Source organism: Raskinella chloraquaticus (SeqCode) (assembly GCF_021731865.1).
Lineage (GTDB): Bacteria > Pseudomonadota > Alphaproteobacteria > Rhizobiales > UBA4765 > Raskinella > Raskinella chloraquaticus.
Genome location: NZ_JAKFWN010000001.1, coordinates 1 through 21,357 on the forward strand (window position 1 = coordinate 1; position 21,357 = coordinate 21,357).

The 21,357-nt window shown below is 60.2% G+C and carries 18 protein-coding genes and 2 pseudogenes; 17 read left to right on the forward strand and 3 right to left on the reverse strand.

The features are described 5' to 3' along the window. The 6 genes and pseudogenes from ACINK1_RS00005 to ACINK1_RS00030 form a co-directional block, all read left to right on the forward strand. Positions 1 to 191 (forward strand): annotated as a pseudogene (locus ACINK1_RS00005) (methyl-accepting chemotaxis protein); the annotation flags it as partial. Positions 192 to 523: 332 nt separating this feature from the next. Continuing rightward, positions 524 to 718: a type II toxin-antitoxin system RelE/ParE family toxin gene (locus tag ACINK1_RS00010; protein WP_376799718.1), complete on the forward strand. Its 195-nt coding sequence runs from the start codon at positions 524 to 526 to the stop codon at positions 716 to 718. 101 nt (positions 719 to 819) lie between these two features. After that, positions 820 to 1,122 carry a HigA family addiction module antitoxin gene (locus ACINK1_RS00015; protein ID WP_376799717.1) on the forward strand — a complete coding sequence of 101 codons (303 nt, stop codon included), beginning with the start codon at positions 820 to 822 and terminating at the stop codon, positions 1,120 to 1,122. Positions 1,123 to 1,423: 301 nt separating this feature from the next. Next, complete coding sequence (locus ACINK1_RS00020) at positions 1,424 to 1,981, forward strand: sigma-70 family RNA polymerase sigma factor (RefSeq protein WP_376799716.1); 558 nt, start codon at positions 1,424 to 1,426, stop codon at positions 1,979 to 1,981. Further along, positions 1,978 to 2,613, forward strand: coding sequence for a DUF1109 domain-containing protein (locus ACINK1_RS00025; RefSeq protein ID WP_376799715.1), 636 nt, complete (start codon positions 1,978 to 1,980; stop codon positions 2,611 to 2,613). Before ACINK1_RS00020 ends, ACINK1_RS00025 begins: the two co-directional genes overlap by 4 nt. Before the next feature lie 136 nt (positions 2,614 to 2,749). Further along, complete coding sequence (locus ACINK1_RS00030; RefSeq protein WP_376799714.1) at positions 2,750 to 3,277, forward strand: YHS domain-containing (seleno)protein; 528 nt, start codon at positions 2,750 to 2,752, stop codon at positions 3,275 to 3,277. Positions 3,278 to 3,466: 189 nt separating this feature from the next. Here ACINK1_RS00030 and ACINK1_RS00035 read toward each other — a convergent pair. Continuing rightward, positions 3,467 to 3,786, reverse strand: a pseudogene (locus tag ACINK1_RS00035) (cytochrome ubiquinol oxidase subunit I); the annotation flags it as partial. A 363-nt stretch (positions 3,787 to 4,149) separates the two neighbouring features. Here ACINK1_RS00035 and ACINK1_RS00040 point away from each other — a divergent pair. Next, positions 4,150 to 5,496, forward strand: a complete 1,347-nt coding sequence (locus tag ACINK1_RS00040) for a nucleotide sugar dehydrogenase (protein ID WP_376799713.1) — start codon at positions 4,150 to 4,152, stop codon at positions 5,494 to 5,496. A gap of 30 nt (positions 5,497 to 5,526) precedes the next feature. Next, positions 5,527 to 6,465, forward strand: a complete 939-nt coding sequence (locus ACINK1_RS00045) for a Gfo/Idh/MocA family protein (protein ID WP_376799712.1) — start codon at positions 5,527 to 5,529, stop codon at positions 6,463 to 6,465. Between the two features lie 99 nt (positions 6,466 to 6,564). On the opposite strand, the gene ACINK1_RS00050 is transcribed toward ACINK1_RS00045, so the two are convergent. Then, positions 6,565 to 7,785, reverse strand: a complete 1,221-nt coding sequence (locus ACINK1_RS00050) for a diaminopropionate ammonia-lyase (protein ID WP_376799711.1) — start codon at positions 7,783 to 7,785, stop codon at positions 6,565 to 6,567. A 188-nt stretch (positions 7,786 to 7,973) separates the two neighbouring features. Between ACINK1_RS00050 and ACINK1_RS00055 the strand changes: the two genes are divergently transcribed. After that, the gene (locus ACINK1_RS00055) at positions 7,974 to 8,564 is read left to right on the forward strand and encodes a phosphatase (protein WP_376799710.1); all 591 of its coding nucleotides are present in this window, start codon (positions 7,974 to 7,976) and stop codon (positions 8,562 to 8,564) included. A gap of 94 nt (positions 8,565 to 8,658) precedes the next feature. Here ACINK1_RS00055 and ACINK1_RS00060 read toward each other — a convergent pair whose 3' ends face one another. Continuing rightward, positions 8,659 to 9,210, reverse strand: a complete 552-nt coding sequence (locus ACINK1_RS00060) for a carboxymuconolactone decarboxylase family protein (RefSeq protein WP_376799709.1) — start codon at positions 9,208 to 9,210, stop codon at positions 8,659 to 8,661. Positions 9,211 to 9,365: 155 nt separating this feature from the next. Between ACINK1_RS00060 and ACINK1_RS00065 the strand changes: the two genes are divergently transcribed. The 8 genes from ACINK1_RS00065 (at position 9,366) to ACINK1_RS00100 (ending at position 21,353) form a co-directional block, all read left to right on the forward strand. Beyond that, entirely contained in the window at positions 9,366 to 10,268 is a 903-nt protein-coding gene (locus tag ACINK1_RS00065; protein ID WP_376799708.1) for a LysR substrate-binding domain-containing protein, read from the forward strand. Positions 10,269 to 10,353: 85 nt separating this feature from the next. Further along, the gene (locus ACINK1_RS00070; RefSeq protein ID WP_376799707.1) at positions 10,354 to 11,007 is read left to right on the forward strand and encodes a cupin domain-containing protein; all 654 of its coding nucleotides are present in this window, start codon (positions 10,354 to 10,356) and stop codon (positions 11,005 to 11,007) included. 315 nt (positions 11,008 to 11,322) lie between these two features. Then, positions 11,323 to 12,675 carry a protoglobin domain-containing protein gene (locus ACINK1_RS00075; protein ID WP_376799706.1) on the forward strand — a complete coding sequence of 451 codons (1,353 nt, stop codon included), beginning with the start codon at positions 11,323 to 11,325 and terminating at the stop codon, positions 12,673 to 12,675. A 259-nt stretch (positions 12,676 to 12,934) separates the two neighbouring features. Continuing rightward, positions 12,935 to 13,756 (forward strand): SDR family oxidoreductase, encoded by an 822-nt coding sequence (locus ACINK1_RS00080; protein WP_376799705.1) that lies wholly within the window; start codon positions 12,935 to 12,937, stop codon positions 13,754 to 13,756. Between the two features lie 18 nt (positions 13,757 to 13,774). After that, positions 13,775 to 14,689, forward strand: a complete 915-nt coding sequence (locus tag ACINK1_RS00085) for an SDR family NAD(P)-dependent oxidoreductase (RefSeq protein ID WP_376799704.1) — start codon at positions 13,775 to 13,777, stop codon at positions 14,687 to 14,689. Then, positions 14,686 to 16,071 carry a cation diffusion facilitator family transporter gene (locus ACINK1_RS00090; RefSeq protein ID WP_376799703.1) on the forward strand — a complete coding sequence of 462 codons (1,386 nt, stop codon included), beginning with the start codon at positions 14,686 to 14,688 and terminating at the stop codon, positions 16,069 to 16,071. The genes ACINK1_RS00085 and ACINK1_RS00090 overlap by 4 nt, the downstream gene beginning before the upstream one ends. 31 nt (positions 16,072 to 16,102) lie before the next feature. After that, the gene (pepN, locus tag ACINK1_RS00095; protein ID WP_376799702.1) at positions 16,103 to 18,739 is read left to right on the forward strand and encodes an aminopeptidase N; all 2,637 of its coding nucleotides are present in this window, start codon (positions 16,103 to 16,105) and stop codon (positions 18,737 to 18,739) included. A 307-nt stretch (positions 18,740 to 19,046) separates the two neighbouring features. Beyond that, positions 19,047 to 21,353, forward strand: coding sequence for a PAS domain-containing sensor histidine kinase (locus tag ACINK1_RS00100; protein WP_376803590.1), 2,307 nt, complete (start codon positions 19,047 to 19,049; stop codon positions 21,351 to 21,353). Positions 21,354 to 21,357: the final 4 nt, after the last annotated feature.

A 21,357-nucleotide genomic window follows, 5' to 3' on the forward strand; every position in this document is an offset into this window, starting at 1 on the left:
CGCACAATGTCGACCAGGCAACCGCCGGCACGACCGAACTCAGCCGCAATATCGTGGGTGTTCAGCAGGCCGCCGGCCAGACGGGGTCAGCGTCCGGCGAAGTCCTCGCCGCCTCGAAGGTGCTGACCGAAGGGTCGGCAAAACTGAAGGGCATGATCGAGGAGTTTCTTGGAGCCGTCCAGGCAGCCTGAGCGGCTGACACAGGCCTTCTATGCCCGGCCAGATCGGCGCCTGCCTTACATCTGCCAGGACCAGCAGCTTCATCTTGGCCTTGCGCGCGGTCGCCCGCGCCGGGGCAAGTATGGTCTGGGCAGCGCCAAGCGTCAGCATCGGGGTGTTTTGGTGACAGAGAGAAGTGCTGACGCCATCGATTGGGCGGGGTGGGGGAGTGTGTGTGGGGGGGAAATGTCTGTGTTCAACCCCAATGGACCGACCGCAGTCGAAAAGGAATCCAAGGCGCTCGCCTGCATCACGAGGCCCTGCAGGTATTGTCTTTCGTAGCGCTAAGCGCTACTCTTTGAGAGTGATCAAAAGCTTTGCCGACAAGCGCACTGAAGTCGCCTTCAGCGGAACCTTCGATAAGGGCTTCCCGCAGGATATTCAGAAGCGCGCGCGCCGCAAGCTGGAGATGCTGAACGCCGCGACTGTCCTTGACGACCTGAGAAACCCGCCCGGCAATCGCCTGCACGCTTTGACGGGCGACTTCGCCGGGTTCTAAGCCATCTCGATCAACGACCAATGGCGCGTGATCTTTCGCTGGAACGGCCAGGACGCCACCGACGTCGAGATACTGGACTATCATTAGGAGGGATCGAAACCATGGCGACAGTTACATTGGCACCGATGCACCCCGGCGAAGTCCTTCGCGAGGAATTCATGGTGCCGCTCAACCTGACATCCTACAGCCTCGGCAAGCGCCTTGGTATTGACCGGCAGAGGATCGAACGGATCATAAAGGAGAAGGCATCCATGACGCCCGATACCGCCATTCGCCTTGCAAAGGCGTTCAGCGTGACTGCTGAGTTCTGGATGAACCTTCAGGCACGGTATGATCTCCTGACAACGTCCGAAAGACTGAAGCCGCAGATCGAACACATCAAACCGTATCAGCTTGCCGGCTGAAAGACTGCCACAGTCTTCCCGCGAAACATGTCTTGCCCGCCGATAACGGCAATGTGCCTGCGGGCCGGGTGTTCGTGATTGGTAAAGCCCGGCCCGATCGGGCTCACTATGGCCGTCTTGGACCGGACATGTAGCCGGTTTCCAAGCGCGGATGTGGCGGGCAGGTCTGGATGCGGGTGCGGAGCATGACAGGGTTCGGAGCGTGACAGGTTGAGCGTGTTTTTCCGCCCGACGGCATCGGAGAACGCAGCGTTCTTTCCGGCGGCCTGTAACCGGACGCTCTCACAGGGCGAATGCAGCAATGGACAAGGTTGATCGCTTCGCAGCCGCGTTGCGCCCTTTGTGGGTGCGGGCCCAGTCGGGGGACGAGGCAGCCTATGCCCAGGCCTTGCATCTCATTGCCGGGCGCCTGAGAAGCTATTTCAGACGTCGGTTGTCTTCGCTGTCCGACGAAACGGAGGATCTTGTGCAGGAAACGCTGCTCGCCTTGCACGCCAAGCGCGGTACCCATGATCCGGTCTTGCCGGTGTCGAACTGGGTGTTTGCGATTGCCGGCTACAAGCTCGTCGATTTCTGGCGGCGGCATGGGCGGCGCGAAGCCCTGCATCAGCCGCTCGATGTGACGGATGATGACCTGCTTGTTTACGAAACGGGCGTGGATGTCGCTGCCGGCCAGGACATTCGCGTTCTTCTTGATACCCTGCCCGCGCCACAGCGACGGGCGATTGTGCTCACCAGGCTCGAAGGCCTGTCCATGTCGGAAGCATCCAGACGGAGCGGCGTCTCCGTTTCCGCCCTCAAGGTGCAGGTGCATCGCGGACTGAAACAGCTCATGGTGATGGTCAGGACACAGCAATGAATACCAACACATTGATTGCGGGTCTCGCCTCAGGCGCCGGACCCGCCCGCAGAGTGTTCATTGGCCGCGATCTGGCGCTGATCGCATGTTCGGGCATGATTTTTTGCGCCGCCGTTTCGCTTGGCCTGCGTGAATTCGTGCCGCAGGCCATGTGGACCGGCGCGGCGCTCTGGACAAAGCTTGCCTATGCCCTGGCGCTGGCGGCAAGCAGCGCCTGGTGCCTGAATATGCTGGCTTTTCCCGGTAAACGCGCCGCTCCGGCCTTCCGCATCATTGTCATGGTCGTCCTGACCATGGCAGATATCGGCACGGTTTCGGTTCTCAATGTTCCTGTCGGCGAAAAACTGCCCTACATCCTCGGGAAATTTGCACTGACCTGCCCCTGGGCCATTCCTGTGCTTTCGCTCCCGACACTGATCAGTCTCTTGCGGCTGACACGGCGCTTTGCGCCAACCGATCTGCGCTGGGCCGGGTTTGCAGCCGGGCTTCTCGCAGGCTCGCTCGCGGCTGCCGGCTATGCCCTGACGTGCGAGGAAGACGCAATCGGCTTTGTGGCCCTCTGGTACAGCCTTGGCATCATGCTGTCTGCGGGTATGGGTGCGCTGGCGGGGCCACGCCTGCTTCGCTGGTAGGTGAGGCAGGTTTCAAAAAAAGGAATTTCGAGCTGTAACCTTTGCATCGGCCAGGGCGAATGACGGAATGCAGATCGATAAAACGTCGGTCATGCCCCTGTTAAAGCCGGGGAACCCAATCCGTCGGAGAAAATCCATGTCAGTTCTTTCGCAATCCCTGTCGCGCCTGCTTCGTGGCGCGAGCATTGCTGCGGTGGTTTCGATTGCTCCCTTTATGGCCGGTAGTCTGATTTCGGCGCAGGCATATGACATTACGTCAAAGGCTGCGGTCAACGTGACATCTTCCAGAGTAGCGCTTCAGAGCCATGATCCGGTCGCCTACCAAACCGTTGGCAAGCCGGTGCTGGGTCAGGAAAAGTTTTCTGCTGAACATGAAGGGGCGATCTATCGCTTTTCATCAGAAGAAAACCTCAAGGCATTCAAGGCTGACCCGGTCAAGTATGCCCCGCTCTATGGCGGTTTCTGCCAGCAGGGGGCCGCAGGCGGCAAGAAGCTGGATGGCGATCCGACCATCTTCCGGGTTGCCGATGGCAAGCTCGCTGTCTTCTCCTACAAGGCAGCCCTGGACGGCTTCCTGAAGGATCCGGCAGGCAATGCTGCCAAGGCCAATGACAACTGGTCGAAGATCGTGGACAAGACACCGCGCGAGCTTTTCGGCTTCTGATCCAATCTGTGAGCCGCCGGCTTCATGTATACGAAGCCGGCGGTTTCATGCCGCACTTGCGACATGGTGCCTGAATAATCTGAACAGTCTTGATGACTGGCTCCGGGGAGCGCCGCTCGCAAGCTCAATCTGCCAGACACATCACTGAGATTTTCCTGACGTTGTGACATCCGGACGCCCATTTTCCGAGGCAAGCCCCGCCAGCGTCTGCATCCATGAATAGGCCGATAAAATCCAGAAAGCCGATGTCGCCGTGCCGAAGGCAACGCAAACGGCGGCGACGAAATGCGTCGTCGGCCCGACGCGCTGCCAGCCAAACAGCATGATGCCAAGGCAAACAGCATGATGCCAAGGAAGGTGGCTTCGAGAAAGAAGGCGGTCAGTACCTCATAGGCCAGCAACGGCCCCGGCACACTGCCGGCAACATCCGAAAAGACAGCCCGATTGGTGCCGAACTGGCAGCTCATGACCACGCCCGCGACGACGCCCATGCCACAGGCGATGGTGAAGGCAAACGCAAACGCGACAGAATTTCGGCATCGAAGGACATAAGTCACTTAAGCCAGACAAGTTCCAGCGCTCGAAGCCTGTCGCGCATCCACCTTGCATGGATGCACGACTGATGGTCCATGATCGTCACAGCGGCCGTTATGCCTTGCAGATAAAACCACACCCTGTCTGCTCCGTGACAATGCAACGACAGACGGCAAAGACTGCGACGGCGTTCCAACAAATCAATCGACTCGATTTGTCATCGGCTGTAAAGCCGGGTCCCGTCCGCTCACATCAGCTCATTAAAATGGCAAGGTCGAGCGCCTTTGATTTTCTGATAAAAACATCAATAGCTTGCTATCTTATCAAGGATTTACCTCATGACGCCGGTTATCGAGGAACGCGTTTCCAGGCTCATCGCGCGTATTGCATCGCGTGACTATACAATCGGCATCATTGGTCTGGGGTATGTCGGAATTCCGCTCGCGCTCAGCGCAGTCAAGGCAGGATTCCCGATCCTTGGGTTTGATATCGATGACAACCGGGTTGCCCAGATCAATCGCGGTCAAAGCTTTATCCCGCACATCCCGACCGAGCTGATCAACGATGCGGTCAAGGCGGGGCGGTTCTGCGCTACCGCCGACTTCGCCCGACTGAGTGAAGTCGACGCCATCATCATTGCCGTTCCAACCCCGCTGTCGCGGCAACGCGAGCCTGATCTCAGCTTTGTCGAGAGCACGGCGAATTCCATTGCACCGCGCTTGCACAGGGATCAGCTGGTAGTCCTTGAATCAACGACCTGGCCGGGGACAACCGAAGAGGTGATGCGCCCCTTGCTGGAGCGCAGCGGGCTTAAAAGCGGTACCGATTTTTTTCTCGCCTATTCGCCCGAGCGCGAGGATCCCGGCAATCAGACGTTCACCACTTCAACCATCCCCAAGATTGTCGGCGGCGATGGTGCCGACGCCCTGCGGCTGGCCTGCGCCGTTTATGACGCGCTGGTGGTCCAGACCGTGCCGGTATCCTCATCGGCAACGGCTGAAGCCGTCAAGCTCACGGAGAATATTTTCAGGGCGGTCAATATCGCCCTCGTCAATGAACTGAAGGTCATCTACGAGAAAATGGGCATCGATATCTGGGAAGTGATTGACGCTGCCAAGACCAAACCCTTCGGCTTCATGCCGTTTTATCCAGGGCCCGGACTTGGGGGACATTGCATCCCCATCGATCCCTTCTATCTGACATGGAAAGCGCGCGAATTCGACGTCACGACCCGCTTCATCGAATTGGCCGGGCAAATCAATACGAGCATGCCCCTTTACGTCGTCGACAAGGTTGGCGAGGCACTGGACCGGACCTTTGGCAAGGGGCTCAGCGTTTCGCGCGTTCTTGTCATGGGTATCGCCTACAAGAAGAACATTGCAGATATGCGCGAGAGCCCGTCACTGCGACTGATCGAACTCCTGGAACAACGCGGTGCCACGACCGCTTTTCACGACCCCTATGTTCCGGTTATACCGAAAACGCGAGAGCATGCGGCTCTCGCCGGGCGGCAGTCGATTGAGCTTAATGATCATCTCATCAAAGATTTCGACGCTGTGCTCATCGCCACCGATCACGATGCGATCGATTATGCCGCCCTGGCCGCGAGCGCCAGACTTGTTATCGATACGCGAAATGCCTGCGCGCGCGCCGGTGTCAGCGGGGATCATATCATCAAGGCCTGATGTCGGGCCGGGTTTGTCAGGTTATCCAAAATGACCAATTATGCTTTGATCGGCGCAGCCGGTTACATCGCCCCTCGTCACATGCGCGCTATCAAAGCCGTCGGCGGCGACCTCAAAGTTGCCTATGATCCCAACGACTCGGTTGGCGTCATCGACAGTCATTTCCCCCACGCTTATTTCTTTACCGAATTCGAACGCTTCGACCATCATGTCGACCAGCTGCGCCGCGAGGGTGCGGCGATTGATTATGTCAGCATCTGCTCGCCTAACTATCTCCATGACGTCCATATCCGCTTTGGACTGCGTGCGGGCGCGCATGTCATTTGTGAAAAGCCGCTGGTACTGAATCCGCAGGACATTGACGGGCTTGCCAAAGTCGAGGCCGAAACGGGTGGCAAGATCTACACGATCCTGCAATTGCGGCTGCATCCGGCTATTCTGGCGCTGCGCGACAGGATCGCCGCATCTGGTCGCCGCCATGCGGTTGATCTGACCTACATAACGTCGCGCGGGCGCTGGTACCACGCCTCATGGAAGGGCGAAAACGCCAAATCCGGCGGTGTGGCCACCAATATCGGTGTGCATTTTTTTGATATGCTGGCCTTCGTCTTCGGCCCTCTCCAAGGCCAGCAGGCGCATCTGCGCGAGGATAGCCGGGCTGGCGGCTTCCTGCAGTATGAAAAGGCGGATGTGCGGTGGTTCCTGTCGGTTGACCGTGATGATCTGCCGGCGGCCGTTCGCGGATCAAAGCCTACCTATCGCTCGATCACGGTCGATGGGGAGGAGATCGAATTTTCAGAAGGTTTCACCGACCTCCACACCCGCTCCTATGAGGACGTCCTCGCCGGCAAGGGTTTTGGCGTCGACGATGTGCGTTTCTCGATCGAGGTTGTGTCAGCCTTCCGCCACCTGCCGCTCACCAGCAGCGGCGAGCGCCATCCGATGGTTGCCGCCAAAACAAACGGCTGACCGCCACAGAAAAACGTTTCGCATCGACAAAAGCTGGTGCGATAGACCGCACCCGAAGACTGAAGGGCGCCGGTGCGCTGATCTTGCCGGCCATCAACACTATAACGGCCCAACTGCAGTCGATGACGGGCCGGTGCGGGGAATTCGTGCGGGATCGATGCCGGTGAGCTTCTCGTAAAGCGCCGCATCGGTTGCGCCCTCGGTATTGAAAAGAAGCACGCGCGCGGTGTGCCCCAGTTCAAGCACGGTGCGCGCGGTCTCATCATCAAGGCAGGTCATCAGGCCCGCAAGACCCGCCGCCCCGCTTTCCCCGGCAATGATCGTGCAATCGCTTTCTGCTGGCCGGGCAAACTCATTCATCGCGACGATCGCACTGTCTTCACTAACGGCAACAAAACCCTCTGCAAGGGATTGCACGACCTCGAAAGCAAGCGGCGATGGTTCGGCGCATTCGAGCATTGCCATCACGGTTGGCAATCCGTGCGCCACCGTGGTGACGCGGCCTGCCTCAGCGCTTGCCAGCAGACAGGCGGCGCGCTCCGGCTCGACAATGACGATCTTCGGCATCGCCTGCCCGTAAACCGCCAGGGCGTGGGCCGTGACCGCCGCAGCGACACCGCCCACACCGGCCTGAATGAAAATATGAGTCGGTGGTTGCGGCAATTCCTCGAACGCTTCGCCCGCTGTCACTGTGTAGCCCTGCATGACGGTGAGGGGAATATCCTCATAGCCCTCCCACGATGTATCGGAGACGACCGTCCAGCCATGGCGGCTGGCCTGGCGCGCCGCCTCGACAACTGAGTCATCATAGCTGCCGGCGACGCGGACGATCTCGCCCCCGAAGGCGGCGATTGCGGCGGCGCGAGGTTCGCTCACGCCTTCATGCATAAAGATGATGGAGCGGCAACCAACAAGACGCGCGCCGGCGGCGACCGCGCGCCCGTGATTGCCATCCGTGGCGCACACCATCGTCATGCCGGCAGCGATCGCGCGCATGGCAGGTGATTGCATTTCCGCCGGATCGACGGTCCGACCCCACCTCCTCGCCGCTTCATCGGCGACAAGGCGCATCACCGCATAGGCGCCGCCCAACGCCTTGAAGCTGGTGAGACCGAGGCGATAGCCTTCATCCTTCACGTGGAGAGACGCGAGGCCGAGCCGCGCGGCCAAAGCTGGCAGAGCGTGCAGGGGCGTCGGGCGATGGCGCGGGCAGGAAAGCAGAAAACGCGAGGCCTGCGCCCTGCCCTCGTGCCCCAGAGCCAAGAGAAGATGTGGCCTTGGCAGCGGCGCCTGTGCCTTGCGGGTGTTGATCAGGAACATATGACGCCTCTGCCCGATTACGCGTTCTTGCATGTCATAACGCAAAATTGCCGATGCTTGGCAAGGATATCGCCTGATCACGTTGGGCTGGCGGTCAAGTACAGCGCGAGAATCCGCAGCGGTACGAAATTCATGAATTTCGACTTCAAACACTGCACTTGCCGTGATTCAATACCACCGGCGGCGTCATGATGCAGCGAGAGGATACGGGTATGATGGAAGCGTTGATCGACCATGCCCACCATCACCCGCTTGGATGGCCCTGCAGGATGCGCATCTGTGGGCAATATGAAGCGCGCCAGTATGTCGACCTCTGGCAGCCGACGCACCTTGTCAGCATCAAGCAGCGGGAGCGGCCCTATCGTGGCCCGCCGTTTCCAGCCGAGCGCCATCTCGTGCTGGAATTCGAGGATGTCACGGATGCCTCGCACCCTGGCGCACCCACCAACGCGCATCTTGATGCGGTTCTGACCTTCATTGACGCCGTGCCACAGGAGGCTTGCGTCCTCATCCACTGCCTGCAAGGCCTGAGCCGCTCGACCGCTCTGGCCATGGGCCTTCTGGCGCGCGAAGTTCAACCTCTGCGCGCAGCCTATCTGCTGCATGGGCTGCGGCCGCAAGCCGTACCAAATCCATTACTGGTGAGGCTCTGGGATGAGCGTCTTGACCTGCATGGCGAACTGGCGAAAGAAGGTGCCCGCTTCCCCTGTCAGGTGTGGCGACATGGCGACGGGCTGGGGAATTTTCCGCACCGGCGCCGCAAGCGCAGTCATCAATGATCTTGCACGAAAAGCGACCGCGCGCAAACGCGGTCGCCTGTCGTCAACGATTAAGTGCGGCAGAGCATTTGTGTGCCGATCCGCCGCCGCAAGCTCACGCAACCTTGCGCAGCTCGACCTTCGGGAAGTCGATGTCGGTCTTGGCTACTTCATTGATGTAATTGGTCAGCGTGTTGAGGGCGACATGGGCGACGATCTCGACGATCTCGTCATCGCCGTAGCCGGCGGCCTTCACCGCGCTGACGTCGGCATCCGAGACATGGCCGCGCTCGCGCACGATCTTGGCGGCAAAGCGCACAGCGGCATCGGCCTTGGGATCATTCGAGGCGCCGTTACGGTTTGCCGTGATCTCGGCATCGTCCAGCTTGGCGAGGTTCTTGCCCAGATAGGTGTGGGCCGACAGGCAGTAGCCGCAGCCATTGATTTCGGCAACGGCAAGCGCAATGCGCTCACGGGTCTTGCCGTCAAGCTTGCCCTTGCCGAGCGCGCCATTGAGGCCGAGGAAGCCTTCGAGGGCGGCGGGGCTGTTGCCCAGGACGCGGAAGATGTTCGGGGCCGAACCCAGCTGCTTGGTGACGGCTTGCAGCAAAGGCTGGGACGCAGCGGGAGAAGCTTCGATCGAGGCGGGGGTGGCAATGCGGGTCATGGGCGTTTTCCTTTGGTTGAAACTTAGGTCTGAGAAGCGAAACCAGGACTTGTTTCAGGCTCGGCGAGCCCGACGAGCGGTGATATGCACCCTTCCGAGACTGATGAGTATCTGCTAAAATCAGGAAAGATAATCTCATAAAATGGAACAATCCTATGGACCAGCTGGAAGCCATTTCAACCTTTGTCGCGGTCGCCGATGAAGGCGGGTTCTCGGCCGCCTCGCGCCGGCTGCGGGTGCCGCTGGCGACGATCAGCCGGCGTGTCAGCGATCTTGAAGGAGAACTCGGCGCGCAATTGCTGACGCGCACCACGCGCAAGGTCGTGCTGACCGAGATCGGCGCGCAATATCTGTCGACGTGTCGGCGCGTGCTGGAGGACCTGGATGAAGCCAAGCGGCTGGCGGCTGGCGAATATCGCGCACCGCGCGGAGAACTGGTCGTCTCGGCACCAACCGGACTTGGCAATATCCATCTGATGCCGATCCTGACCGAGTTCCTGGCGGCCTATCCTGATATCGATATCGATCTGCGGCTGAGTGACCACATTGTCAGCCTGGTTGACGAACATATCGATGTGGCGCTGCGCATCGGTCATCTCGAAGACAGTGGCCTCATCGCCGCGAAAATTGGCGCGGTGCGCCATGTGGTTTGCGCGAGCCCCGACTATCTCGGTGAATTTGGTGAACCAACCCAGCTCAACGAAATGGCGGACCATGTCTGCGTGACGTTTACGGCCTTTGGCACATCGCGCGAGTGGATTTTTCGCAACAAGGATCGCATCGTGCGGCTGCCGGTCAAATCACGCCTGGCCGCAACCACCGCCGAGGCGGCTGTTCACGCGGCGATCTCCGGCATCGGCATTACAAGACTGCTATGCTATCAGGTGGCGCAGGCGATTGGCGAGGGCAGGCTGCGCCTCGTGCTTCGCCAGAACGAACCAGACCCCTTGCCAGTCAGCTTTATCTACCCCAGCGGACGGCTGGTCGCGCAGAAACTCAAAGCGTTTCTCGAATTTGTCATTCCTCGCCTCAAGGCGCGGCTTGTTTTCGATCATTGATCGGGCGCTGCCGGGATTCGGCTTGGCCCACCGATGCCCACGGCGTAGAAGACACGCAACTCGACCAGATGAACAGGAGCGCTTGATGCAGATCCGTGCTGAATACCACTTGCGCGCCGTGGTCCGGCCGGGTGACGAACCCTTCGTCGCCTCGCCCCTGCCGGGCGTGACCCGATTGATGCTCGATCGCGAGGGCGGCGAAGTGGCCCGCGCAACGACCATCGTGCGCTACGCCAGGGGCTCGCGATTCTCATCGCACGACCACGCGATGGGCGAGGAATTTCTGGTCCTTGCCGGCGTCTTTTGCGACGAGCATGGCGCCTATCCCGCCGGCACCTATGTGCGCAATCCGCCAGGCTCACACCACGCGCCCTTCAGCACCGAAGGCTGCATGATATTTGTAAAACTGCGTCAGTTCGCGCCAGATGATCGCAAACAGCTTGTCGTCGATACGACGACAGCCGCGTGGCAGAATGGCAGCAAGGAGGGTGATCATATCCTGCCGCTCCATCATCACGATCACGAGCGAGTGGCCATGATCCGCCTTGGCGCCGGCAGCCGCTATGAGCCAGCAAAAGATCAGGGCGGGACGGAGATTCTGATCATCGAGGGCATGCTTTACGATGGCGCCAGTGCTTATCCCGGCGGAAGCTGGTTGCGCCTGCCGGCGGGCGATTGCGCCAGTCTGTCAACGCGCGAGGGCTGCACGTTCTATATCAAGAGCGGCCATCTGGGCTGAGACTTGCTGGTGACGCGGATCGTCACAGATCGATGAAAGAGCAGAATGGTCCTTGATAGGTCGGATACTTCCTCGACAGAGAAGTTCGCGGAGGTTCCGGTGGCTGGCACAGCCAATGCAACCCTAACCGCGCCGTTGAACGGGACCAGCGAAGCGTCGGCGCAATGGAACTTCACCCAGTTACCGTACGTTGCCGGGCATCCTGAAAAGCCGGTAATTTGGCGATTATTTCACGCCGGCGAATAAAAAATTTACCATACGATAATTTATCCCGAACAATCTGAATGTAATTTAGTAGTTACATAAGGAATAACTATGACTTACGCAAAAAATTCTACTCAGGATACAGATTTATCCTCACGTCTGAATTTCATGAAGATCGACGCTGAAAGTCGGGAGGCGCTGCGCCGGTTCTGGCCGCATGTTCACAAGGCACTGCCGACCATTCTCGACAAGTTCTACGCGCATGTGACGTCTGAACCCTATCTGGCGAAGCTTGTCGGCAACGATGTGCCGCGTCTCAAGAGCGCACAGGGATCGCATTGGGAAAAGCTGTTCAGCGGGACATTCGACGACGCTTACGTCACCAGCGTGCGCACCATCGGCACCATCCACAATCGGATCGGGCTTGAACCGCGCTGGTATATCGGTGGCTATAATCTGATCCTGGGTGAACTGGCCGGTCTGGTGATGCGGCGGGCGGGTTGGGGTGGGCGTACACGTCACAATCTGATGCGCGCGGTGACCGCTGCGGTCATGCTCGACATGGATATCGCCATTTCGGTCTATCAGGAGGCAATGCTTGCCGACCGGCAGAAGCGCCAGACAAAGGTCGACGCCATCATCGGCGATTTCGGGTCGCGCTTCACCGGCATGCTGGAAGAGATCAGCGGCACGGCGACTGACCTTGCCGCCACGGCCAAAACCCTTTCAGGCGCGGCTGATACATCGGCGGCGCAGCTGACAACTGTCGCCTCAGCCTCGGAGGAAAGCGCTGCCAACATCCAGGGCGTGGCAGGTGCTACCGAAGAAATGTCGGTGACGCTCGCCGAAATCACCCGGCGGGCAAGTGAATCGGTACGCATCACCGGCGATGCGGTGACGCAGACCGAACACGCCAATCAGACGATGCAGAACCTGCAGAAGGTCGCCAATGATATCGGCGCCGTGGTGAGCCTGATCAGCGATATCGCCGGCCAGACCAATCTGCTGGCTCTCAACGCCACCATCGAGGCGGCGCGGGCAGGCGAGATGGGCAAGGGTTTTGCCATCGTCGCCTCCGAGGTCAAGACCCTGGCGCAGCAGACTGCCAAGGCCACTGACGACATCCGCAGTCAGATCGAGCTTATCCAGCGCTCCGCCGGCGCTTCGGTGAAAGACATCGCCACGATCACGACCGTCATCACGACCATCAGCGAGGCGGCAACCGCCATCTCCGGCGTGGTGGAGGAGCAGGACACGGCGACAAAGGAAATTTCGCACAACATCCAGGACGTTTCGACGGCGATCAGGCAGATTTCGCAGAGCCTTTCAGCGTCCAACGAGGCGGCCGGACAAGTCCGCAGCATTGCCGACACGGTCCTTACCGTTTCTGATCGTGTCATGAGGCAGGAACAGCGTCTGCAATCGGCCCTCTCGTCCTTCTTCGACGAGATCCGCGCCGCCTGAAGACGAACATCAGCAAGTTCGGGATGGCGGCAGCATGAATCGCAAGGCGATCGTGCTGGCAACACAGTGCGCTTTGGACTAAAGCCAGATTACGCTTGTCCTTTGACGCTTTTCCAGCCAAGCGCCACTGATCGGCAAGCGCTGCAATTAGCCCGCCTTCCAGCGTCGATGATCGCCACCCTCTTCGCAAGCAAAGCCCGGCGGGGAGACTGACGGAAACGAATGATAAAGGAGACGTCGCGTCCATGGCCGGTTTCGCATGAGCTTTCTCGACAACCTCTTTGGCCTGACTGGCAAGACAGCGCTCGTCACCGGCGGCGCGAGCGGTATCGGACGCATGTGTGCTGAGGCGCTAGTCAGGGCGGGCGCGCGCGTCATGATCGCATCACGCAAGGGTGCGGCGTGCGAAGCGGTCGCAAGCAGCCTCAACGCCTTGGGGGCTCCGGGCAAGGCGGAAGGCTTTGCCGGTGATGTAGCGACTGACGCCGGCGTCAAGGCGCTGGCAGCAGAGGTGGGCAGCCGGGCGACGCAGCTTGATATTCTCGTCAACAATGCCGGACGCAGCTGGGGCGAGCCAATGGAAACATTCCCCTTCGCGGCCTGGGAAAGCGTCATGGCGCTCAACGTCGCCGGCCTCTTCACCCTCACCCGCGATCTGCTGCCGCTCCTGAGGGCTGCTGCCACGCCAGACACGCCAGCGCGTGTGATCAATCTGGGCTCGGTGATGGGGACGCTGCCGCTCGGTGATGGCGCCTATTCCTACGCGGCATCCAAAGCAGCCGTCCACCACCTCACGCGCATCCTTGCCAAGGAGCTGGCCGCTGCGCACATCACGGTCAACGCCTTTGCTCCAGGCCCCTTTGCAAGCAAGATGACGGCATTCGCCACGGCGGACGAAAAACGCCGCGAGAAGGTGGCGCAGGTGGTGCCGCTCGGGCGCATCGGGACGCCCGAGGATATCGCCGGCGCCCTTCTCTATTTGTGCGGGCGCGGCGGGGCCTATATCACCGGGGCGGTGCTGCCGATCGATGGCGGTCTGGCGGTTGGCATCGGCGAAAATCTTTTTCCAGAAGCTGAGTAACAGTGGAGCACGCCGACGATGAGTATTCGATTTGACCAGCGCGTCGCTATCGTCACCGGCGCTGGCAACGGGCTTGGCCGAGCGCACGCGCTGGGTCTGGCGGCGCGGGGCGCCAAGGTTGTCGTCAACGATCTTGGCGGCGCGCTTGATGGCAGCGGCAGCTCGGCACGCGCGGCGGAACGCGTCGCGGACGAGATCAACGCCGCCGGTGGCGAGGCCTTTGCTGATGCCAGTAATGTGGCGGATGCGGCAGCGGTCGAGGCGATGGTCTCCACAACATTGTCGCGCTATGGCCGCGTCGATATTCTCGTCAACAATGCCGGCATCCTGCGCGACAAGAGTTTCGCCAAGATGGAGTTGAGCGATTTCCGCACCGTCATGGATGTCCATGTCATGGGCGCGGTTCATTGCACGAAAGCGGTCTGGGAGACCATGCGCACGCAAAATTACGGGCGCATCCTCTTCACCACATCATCATCCGGCCTTTACGGCAATTTCGGCCAGGCCAATTACGCAGCTGCCAAGGCGGCACTCATCGGCCTGATGAATACGCTTCATCTTGAAGGAGCAAAATACAATATCCGCCTCAACGCACTGGCGCCGGTGGCGGCGACCCGCATGACGCAGGAGCTGATGCCGAAGGAGGCGCTTGGCCTGCTGAAGCCGGAAGCCGTGACGCCGGGTGTCCTCTTTCTGATGAGCGAGAACGCGCCCTCGCGGGTCATTCTTGCCGCAGGAGCGGGAGGCTTCGCCGTGACCCATATCATCGAGAGCGAGGGATTGCAGCTTCCCGGAGACCCCGTAACTCCGGAGGCGATCGCTGCGGCCTTCGCCGATATCAGCGACGCCGAAAACGGCAAGGCCCTGCAGGGTGCCTTCGAGCAGACAGCCAAGTTCGTCACCCGCGCCCTTGCGGCCGCGCCCAAATCATGAGCGGCGCGAAGGAAAGGATCGCGCTGACCTCGATTGCCGCATCGGCCGCGCTGACGATAGGCAAATTCGTGGCGGCCCTTCTGTCGGGGTCGCTGGCGCTGTTGTCGGAAGCGCTGCACGGGCTCATCGATACCGCCGCAACCATCATGACCTGGCTCGCCGTGCGTTTTGGCGACAAGCCCGCCGATGATGACCATCAATTCGGCCATGGCAAGATCGAGAGCATCGCGGCTCTGGTCGAGGTCGGCCTGCTGATCGCACTTGCCGCCGGTGTTGCCTATGAAGGGATAAGGCGGTTGTTCGGGGCCGCCAGCGATGTCGAAGCCTCGCCGCTTGCCATCGGCGTTCTCGTCGTCTCCATTATCGTGGACTTCTTCCGTGCCCGCGCGCTGAACAAGGTCGCGAAGGAAACCGACAGCCATGCGCTGGAAGCGGACGCCTTGCACTTCTCGACTGATATGTGGTCGTCAGCTTTCGTCATTGTCGGGCTCGTTGCTGTGGGCGCCGGCTTTCCCCAAGGCGATGCGCTGGCAGCGCTGGTTGTCAGCATGACGATCGCGATTGCCGCCTGGATGCTCGGCAAGCGGACGATAGATGCGCTGATGGATGCCGCGCCAACGGGGGCAGCCGACAGCGTGCGACAGGCAGCACAAAGTGTGCGCGGTGTCATCGAGGTCGAACAGGTGCGCACCCGCAAGGTGGGCGCGACGCTGTTCGCCGATGTCACGGTGGCGGTGCCGCGCATGCTGCCGCTTGACAAGGTGGCGCAGGTCAAAAGCCAGATCGTCGCGGCGGTTCGCGCAGAGATCCCCGGCGCCGAGATGACGGTGACAACCCACCCGCGGGCGCTTGATGACGAAAGCCTGCTGGAGCGGGTGCTGCTGATTGCGGCAACGCGCCGGGTGCCGGTCCATCACGTGACGGTCCAGCAGATCGAGGAGCATCTGGCGGTCGCCTGCGACATCGAGGTCGATGGCCGCATGAGCCTTGAGGCGGCGCATGTCATCGCCAGCCGCTTCGAGGCGGCGCTGCGCGATGAGTTTGGTGCGCAGACCGAGGTTGAAACCCATATCGAGCCGCTTGATCCGCACGGGATCAGGGGGCGCGATGTGATGGAGGAAGAACGCGCCTCTCTCGCCACTGCGATCACTGCGGCAGCGCGCGCGCACCCGATGCTGGGTGACATCCACGACGTCAGAGTACGCGAAACAGCCAAGGGGCGGGTGGTTCATTTTCATTGCCTTGCGGACCCCAAGCACACGGTGGCCGAGGTCCATCAGGTCATCGATGCGTTCGAGCATGATATCAGGCGCATCGACCCGGGCATCGTCAGGGTTGTGAGCCATGCTGAGCCCCGGCGCGGGGACGCGGCGCGCCCTTGATGCTGCCATCACACCGGCCTAATTCTTGGCTATGAGCACACCCGAATCATCTCCGACCATTCGACTGAGCGACTATCGCCCGCCCGATCATCTCATTGCCCGTGTTGATCTGGATATCCGCCTTGAACGCAAGGCGAGTGAAGTCTTCGCCCGCCTTGGCGTGAAGCCTCATCCGCAAGGGGTGGCTGGCGCACCGTTGGTCCTTCACCGCGACCATGTCATGCCCGCGCGCATTCTGCTCGATGGGCGAGCGTTGCGCGCCGATGAGATCGTGGTTGAGGCAAGACAGCTGATCCTGCACAAGGTGCCGGACAGGCCCTTCACGCTCGATCTCCTGAACGTCGTCGACGCCGAGGCCAATACGACGTTGAACGGGCTTTATCTGTCAAATGACGTGTTCTGCACGCAGTGCGAGGCCGAAGGCTTTCGCCGTATCACGCCCTTCATCGATCGGCCTGATGTGCTGGCGCGCTATCGCACCCGGATCGAGGCAAGAAAATCCGAGACGCGCTATCTTCTGGCAAACGGCAACCCGATTGCCAGTGGGGATCTGGCCGAGGGACGCCACTTCGCGCTGTGGGATGATCCGTGGCCGAAGCCGTCCTATCTCTTTGCGCTGGTGGCGGGCAATCTGGCGCGGGTGAGCGACACCTTCCTCACGCGATCAGGGCGCGAGGTCCGGCTTGATATCTTTGTCGAGGACGGGAAGGAGGAGCGCTGCGCTTTCGCGATGGAAAGCCTGAAGCGGGCGATGGCGTGGGACGAGCAGGCGTTCGGGCGCGAATATGATCTCGATGTCTTCATGCTGGTCGCCGTCAGCGATTTCAACATGGGAGCGATGGAGAACAAGGGTCTCAACATCTTCAACGACAAATATGTGCTTGCCGATCCCAGGCGCGCGACCGACAGCGATTTCATCGATATTGAAGCGATCATCGGCCATGAATATTTCCACAACTGGACAGGCAACCGCATCACCTGCCGCGACTGGTTCCAGCTGTGCGTGAAGGAGGGCTTGACGGTCTTTCGCGACCAGGAATTCACCGCCGCCATGCGCTCTCCTGCGGTCAAGCGGATCATGGATGTGCGGCGGCTGCGATCAGCGCAATTCGTCGAGGATCAGGGTCCGCTTGCTCACCCAGTGCGCCCCAATTCCTATAAGGAAATCAATAATTTCTATACGGCCACCGTTTATGAAAAGGGCGCCGAGATCATCCGTATGCTGCGCACCCTGATTGGCGAGGAGCATTTCTCCACCGGGATGACCCTCTATTTCGAGCGCCATGACGGGCAGGCGGTGACGGTCGAAGATTTCATCACCTGCTTTGCCGAGACAAGCGGGCGCGATCTGGCGCCTTTCATGCGCTGGTATGCGCAGGCTGGCACGCCGGTTGTATCCGTCGATATCGCTTACGATGCGGTGGCACAAACGGCGACCCTGGCCTTCAAACAGACCTTGTCGCCGGCAGCAGGGGACAACGCCTTGCCGCAGACCATTCCCGTCCATATCGGACTGCTCGACCCTCAGGGGCGGGACATGGAGTTGCACACCGCTGATGGCGCAATGGCCGGTAACGTCATCATTCTTGATGAGGCGACATGCAAGGTGACTTTCCATCGCATAGAGCAACGGCCCGTTCCCTCTCTTCTTAGAGGGTTTTCGGCACCCGTTCGCCTTGACGTCTCGCTGTCTGATGATGATCTCGTTTTTCTGCTCACCCACGACAGCGACAGCTTCAATCGCTGGCAGGCAGGTCAGACGTTGGCAACGCGGCAGATGGCGGCAGCGGCGAGCGGCCGGCAGATCAAGGCCGCAGGTGTCAAGGCCTACCTGCATGCTCTGGCACAAGCGATCGAGGCCAGCGGCACTGACGACGCGTTCCTGGCCCTTCTGCTCACGCTGCCAAGCGAGAGCGATATCGCCCGCGAGATCGGCACCAACATTGATCCTGAAGCCATCCATATCGCCAGACGCGATCTGCGTCGGCGCATCGGCTTATCTCTGCGAGAGCAGCTGATCACGCGCTGCACGGCCCTGCCCGCCGATGATGTTCAGTCAATGGGCGGAACGGCAACTGCGCGGCGAGCCTTGCGCAATGCCTTGCTCGATTTGCTATGCACGCAGGCTGATGAACATGTACTCGATATGGCGGAGCGTCAGTTCCGCGATGGCCAGACGATGACCGAGGTTTATGGCGCCCTCATTGCCTTGTCACAGCACGATTGCAGGCAGCGCAGCGAGGCGCTCGCGGCGTTCTATGATCGGCACAAGGGCGACGCGCTGGTCATTGATAAGTGGCTCGCCGTTCAGGCGATGGTGGGCGAAACACAGACATTGAGACAGGTCGAGGAGCTGACCAGGCATCCGGCTTTCCGCCTGACCAATCCAAACCGGGTGCGGGCTTTGCTGTCGACGTTTGCTTTTTCCAATCCCAGCCAGTTCAATCGGCAGGATGGGGCGGGGTATCGTTTCATCGCTGATCAGGTGATGGCGCTTGATCGCATCAACCCGCAGATAGCGGCGAGGCTGGCAACGGCTTTTCGTGCCTGGGCCATACTTGAACCCGGACGCCGGCACCTGGCGCGGGCGGAACTCGAGCGTATCGCCAGCGGTGGTGAGCTGTCGCCGGACCTGGCAGAAATGGTCCAAAGGACGCTTCAAATCTAGGGTCGATGACCCGTCGACAAATTTTCCACAGTCACCGTCAATAAATTATGGACAAGACGATTCGCGTCGATTCTACTCGTGCTGATTCGGCCTGGTGTACGGCGTTTTTTTCATCCAGGACGGCGGATTTCCATCTGTAGCATTCCAAGTAACTGCTTTTCTGGAGAGGCTCTGCATGCCGCGGGAGCTAACTTCGCGCCGTGGCGCGGAGGCGCGCGTTCTGTTGTCTGTGAGGCGTTGGCTTGCGGCGAATGCAGCACGGCTGACCGGCTCAAACTGGCTTCTTCGAAGCAGCGTGCCTGCCCTTGTGATCCTGTTTATCGCGTCCTTCGGCGTTTCAACTTTTGTCGCGCTGTTCCAGGAGCGCGATGACGCCCTCAATGATGCGCGGCTCGACATGCGTCTGATGGCTCAGACGCTGGCAAATGGATTGCGTGACGCAACCGACAAGGAAGAAGCCGGCCGGGCTTTCGACCAGGCGATCAATGCGCTCGGCACGAGCGCCGATGAGCGGCGGATTGGCCAGGGACGCGCCCACCTTCTGATCGATCCGGATGGACGGATCGCCTACTCCACCGCGCCGCAGGACTATCCCCCGGGTACTCTTTTGTTATCGCAAGCTCCCGGTCTGGATTCGCTCCTGCGGTCGGGGGATGTCGGCGGTGTCACTGAGTTTTCCCGGCCTAATGGCCAATTAATGCTGACGGCCATCCAGCGATTGCCCAAGCGCACTGGAACCATTGTCGAGATACAGGCGATGGCCCATGCGCTGGCGCAATGGCGTCAGCGAGCGGTCACCCAGGTCTCATTGTTTATTGTCACCAGCTTCGTTGTCCTCATGCTGGGGTTTGCATTCCACTGGCAGGCATTGCGCGCGCGCGAAGCCAATATTGTCAGCGACAGGACGCGGGCCCGCCTCGATCTGGCGCTGGATCGCGGACGTTGCGGGCTGTGGGATTGCGACCTGCGCAATGGCCGGATCTACTGGTCGACATCGATGTATGACATTCTCGGGCGAACACCGAGCGAGGCAGCGCTGTCTTATGGCGACCTGGCCGAATGGCTGCATGAAGATGATCACTCGATCATCAACGATATGGCCACCAGCGCGGCGACACGCCGCCCCATTGACCGCGAAATACGCCTCGCGCACGCTGAAGGTGGATGGGTGTGGGTTCGAGCCCGTGCCGAGGTGGCGGCCGCGCAAAGCGATGACGATCTCCATCTCATCGGCGTCGCGCTTGATGTCACCGAGCAGCGCACACTCGCAGACCAGCGCAATCAGGCTGACATGCGGCTGCGGGCAGCACTCGACAGCATCGGCGAGGCGTTCGTTCTGTGGGATGCCGATAATCGCCTGATCCTGTGCAATTCCAAATTTCAACAACAGCACGATCTGACCGATGCCCAGGTTGCGCAGGGCAGTCTCTATGACGACGTCATCGCGGCGGGGCGACGCCCGGTCTTTGTTCGAACCACCCGACAGGATCGACGCGTGAGGGCGGAAGCGGGCGTTACCGCCGATCTGCCGGGCGCCGCGCCGGAGAGCGGCGAGACGAGCGCAGATCGGCCTGTACCGACGCTTTCGCGTCACGCCCTCGGTGACGAGAACGCGCTCAACGCCAGTAATTTCGAGGCTTTGCTTGAGGATGGCCGCTGGCTCAACGTCAGCGAGCGGCGGACGCGTGATGGCGGATTTGTTTCGGTCGCGACCGACATCACCGCCCTCAAGCGCAACGAGGAAACACTGACACAGAGCGACCGACGTCTGCGAAAAATGGTCGTTGATCTGACAGTTTCACGGCAGGCGCTGGAAATGCAATCGCGCAGCCTGAGCGAAGTGGCGGAAAAATACGCCAACGAAAAGCGCCGCGCTGATGATGCCAAGCGCAAGGCCGAGGCTGCGAACCTGGCAAAATCCGATTTTCTTGCCAATATCAGTCATGAGTTGCGCACCCCGCTTAACGCCATCATCGGCTTCTCGGAAATCATGCGCCACGCCATGTTCGGACCGCTGGGCTCGCAGCGTTATATCGACTACACGCGCGACATTCATAACTCCGGCCAGTACCTGATGGATGTCATCAACGATATCCTCGACATGGCAAAGCTCGAATCGGGGCGTCGCACGATCAATTGGGAAGAGGTCGACATCGACGAACTGCTCGCCGATGTCGCCCGCGTCATCGGGGTCAAGGCACAAGAGGATTCAATTGCACTCCACGTGCCGGCGCCGACGCATTATCGCATTATCGCCGACCAGCGCGCGCTGAAACAGATCCTGCTCAACCTGTTGTCCAACGCCGTTAAATTTACGCCGCCACGCGGTAATGTCGAAATACTCGCAAAAACAAGCAATGGGCGTCTGCTTATTTCTATTCGCGATGATGGCATCGGCATTCCCAAAGACAAAATCGACAAGCTGGGGCAACCCTTCGTCCAGGTGGAAAATCAATACACCAAATTCCACAAGGGATCCGGACTTGGCCTGGCAATCTCGCGATCTCTGGCGACCATGCAAGGCGGAGACCTGACCATTTCGTCCATGCCCGGCGAAGGGACCACCGTCACGGTCAGCCTGCCGCTGCAAAAGACAGACAAAACCGACTGTTAGGGTC

Excerpts from the sequence above, each read along its gene's own strand:
- ACINK1_RS00015 (WP_376799717.1), top strand. The coding sequence starts at position 820 with ATGGCGACAGTTACATTGGCACCGATGCACCCCGGCGAAGTCCTTCGC.
- ACINK1_RS00020 (WP_376799716.1), top strand. The coding sequence starts at position 1,424 with ATGGACAAGGTTGATCGCTTCGCAGCCGCGTTGCGCCCTTTGTGGGTG.
- ACINK1_RS00025 (WP_376799715.1), top strand. The coding sequence starts at position 1,978 with ATGAATACCAACACATTGATTGCGGGTCTCGCCTCAGGCGCCGGACCC.
- ACINK1_RS00030 (WP_376799714.1), top strand. The coding sequence starts at position 2,750 with ATGTCAGTTCTTTCGCAATCCCTGTCGCGCCTGCTTCGTGGCGCGAGC.
- ACINK1_RS00040 (WP_376799713.1), top strand. The coding sequence starts at position 4,150 with ATGACGCCGGTTATCGAGGAACGCGTTTCCAGGCTCATCGCGCGTATT.
- ACINK1_RS00045 (WP_376799712.1), top strand. The coding sequence starts at position 5,527 with ATGACCAATTATGCTTTGATCGGCGCAGCCGGTTACATCGCCCCTCGT.
- ACINK1_RS00050 (WP_376799711.1), bottom strand. The coding sequence starts at position 7,785 with ATGTTCCTGATCAACACCCGCAAGGCACAGGCGCCGCTGCCAAGGCCA.
- ACINK1_RS00055 (WP_376799710.1), top strand. The coding sequence starts at position 7,974 with ATGATGCAGCGAGAGGATACGGGTATGATGGAAGCGTTGATCGACCAT.
- ACINK1_RS00060 (WP_376799709.1), bottom strand. The coding sequence starts at position 9,210 with ATGACCCGCATTGCCACCCCCGCCTCGATCGAAGCTTCTCCCGCTGCG.
- ACINK1_RS00065 (WP_376799708.1), top strand. The coding sequence starts at position 9,366 with ATGGACCAGCTGGAAGCCATTTCAACCTTTGTCGCGGTCGCCGATGAA.
- ACINK1_RS00070 (WP_376799707.1), top strand. The coding sequence starts at position 10,354 with ATGCAGATCCGTGCTGAATACCACTTGCGCGCCGTGGTCCGGCCGGGT.
- ACINK1_RS00075 (WP_376799706.1), top strand. The coding sequence starts at position 11,323 with ATGACTTACGCAAAAAATTCTACTCAGGATACAGATTTATCCTCACGT.
- ACINK1_RS00080 (WP_376799705.1), top strand. The coding sequence starts at position 12,935 with ATGAGCTTTCTCGACAACCTCTTTGGCCTGACTGGCAAGACAGCGCTC.
- ACINK1_RS00085 (WP_376799704.1), top strand. The coding sequence starts at position 13,775 with ATGAGTATTCGATTTGACCAGCGCGTCGCTATCGTCACCGGCGCTGGC.
- ACINK1_RS00090 (WP_376799703.1), top strand. The coding sequence starts at position 14,686 with ATGAGCGGCGCGAAGGAAAGGATCGCGCTGACCTCGATTGCCGCATCG.
- pepN (WP_376799702.1), top strand. The coding sequence starts at position 16,103 with ATGAGCACACCCGAATCATCTCCGACCATTCGACTGAGCGACTATCGC.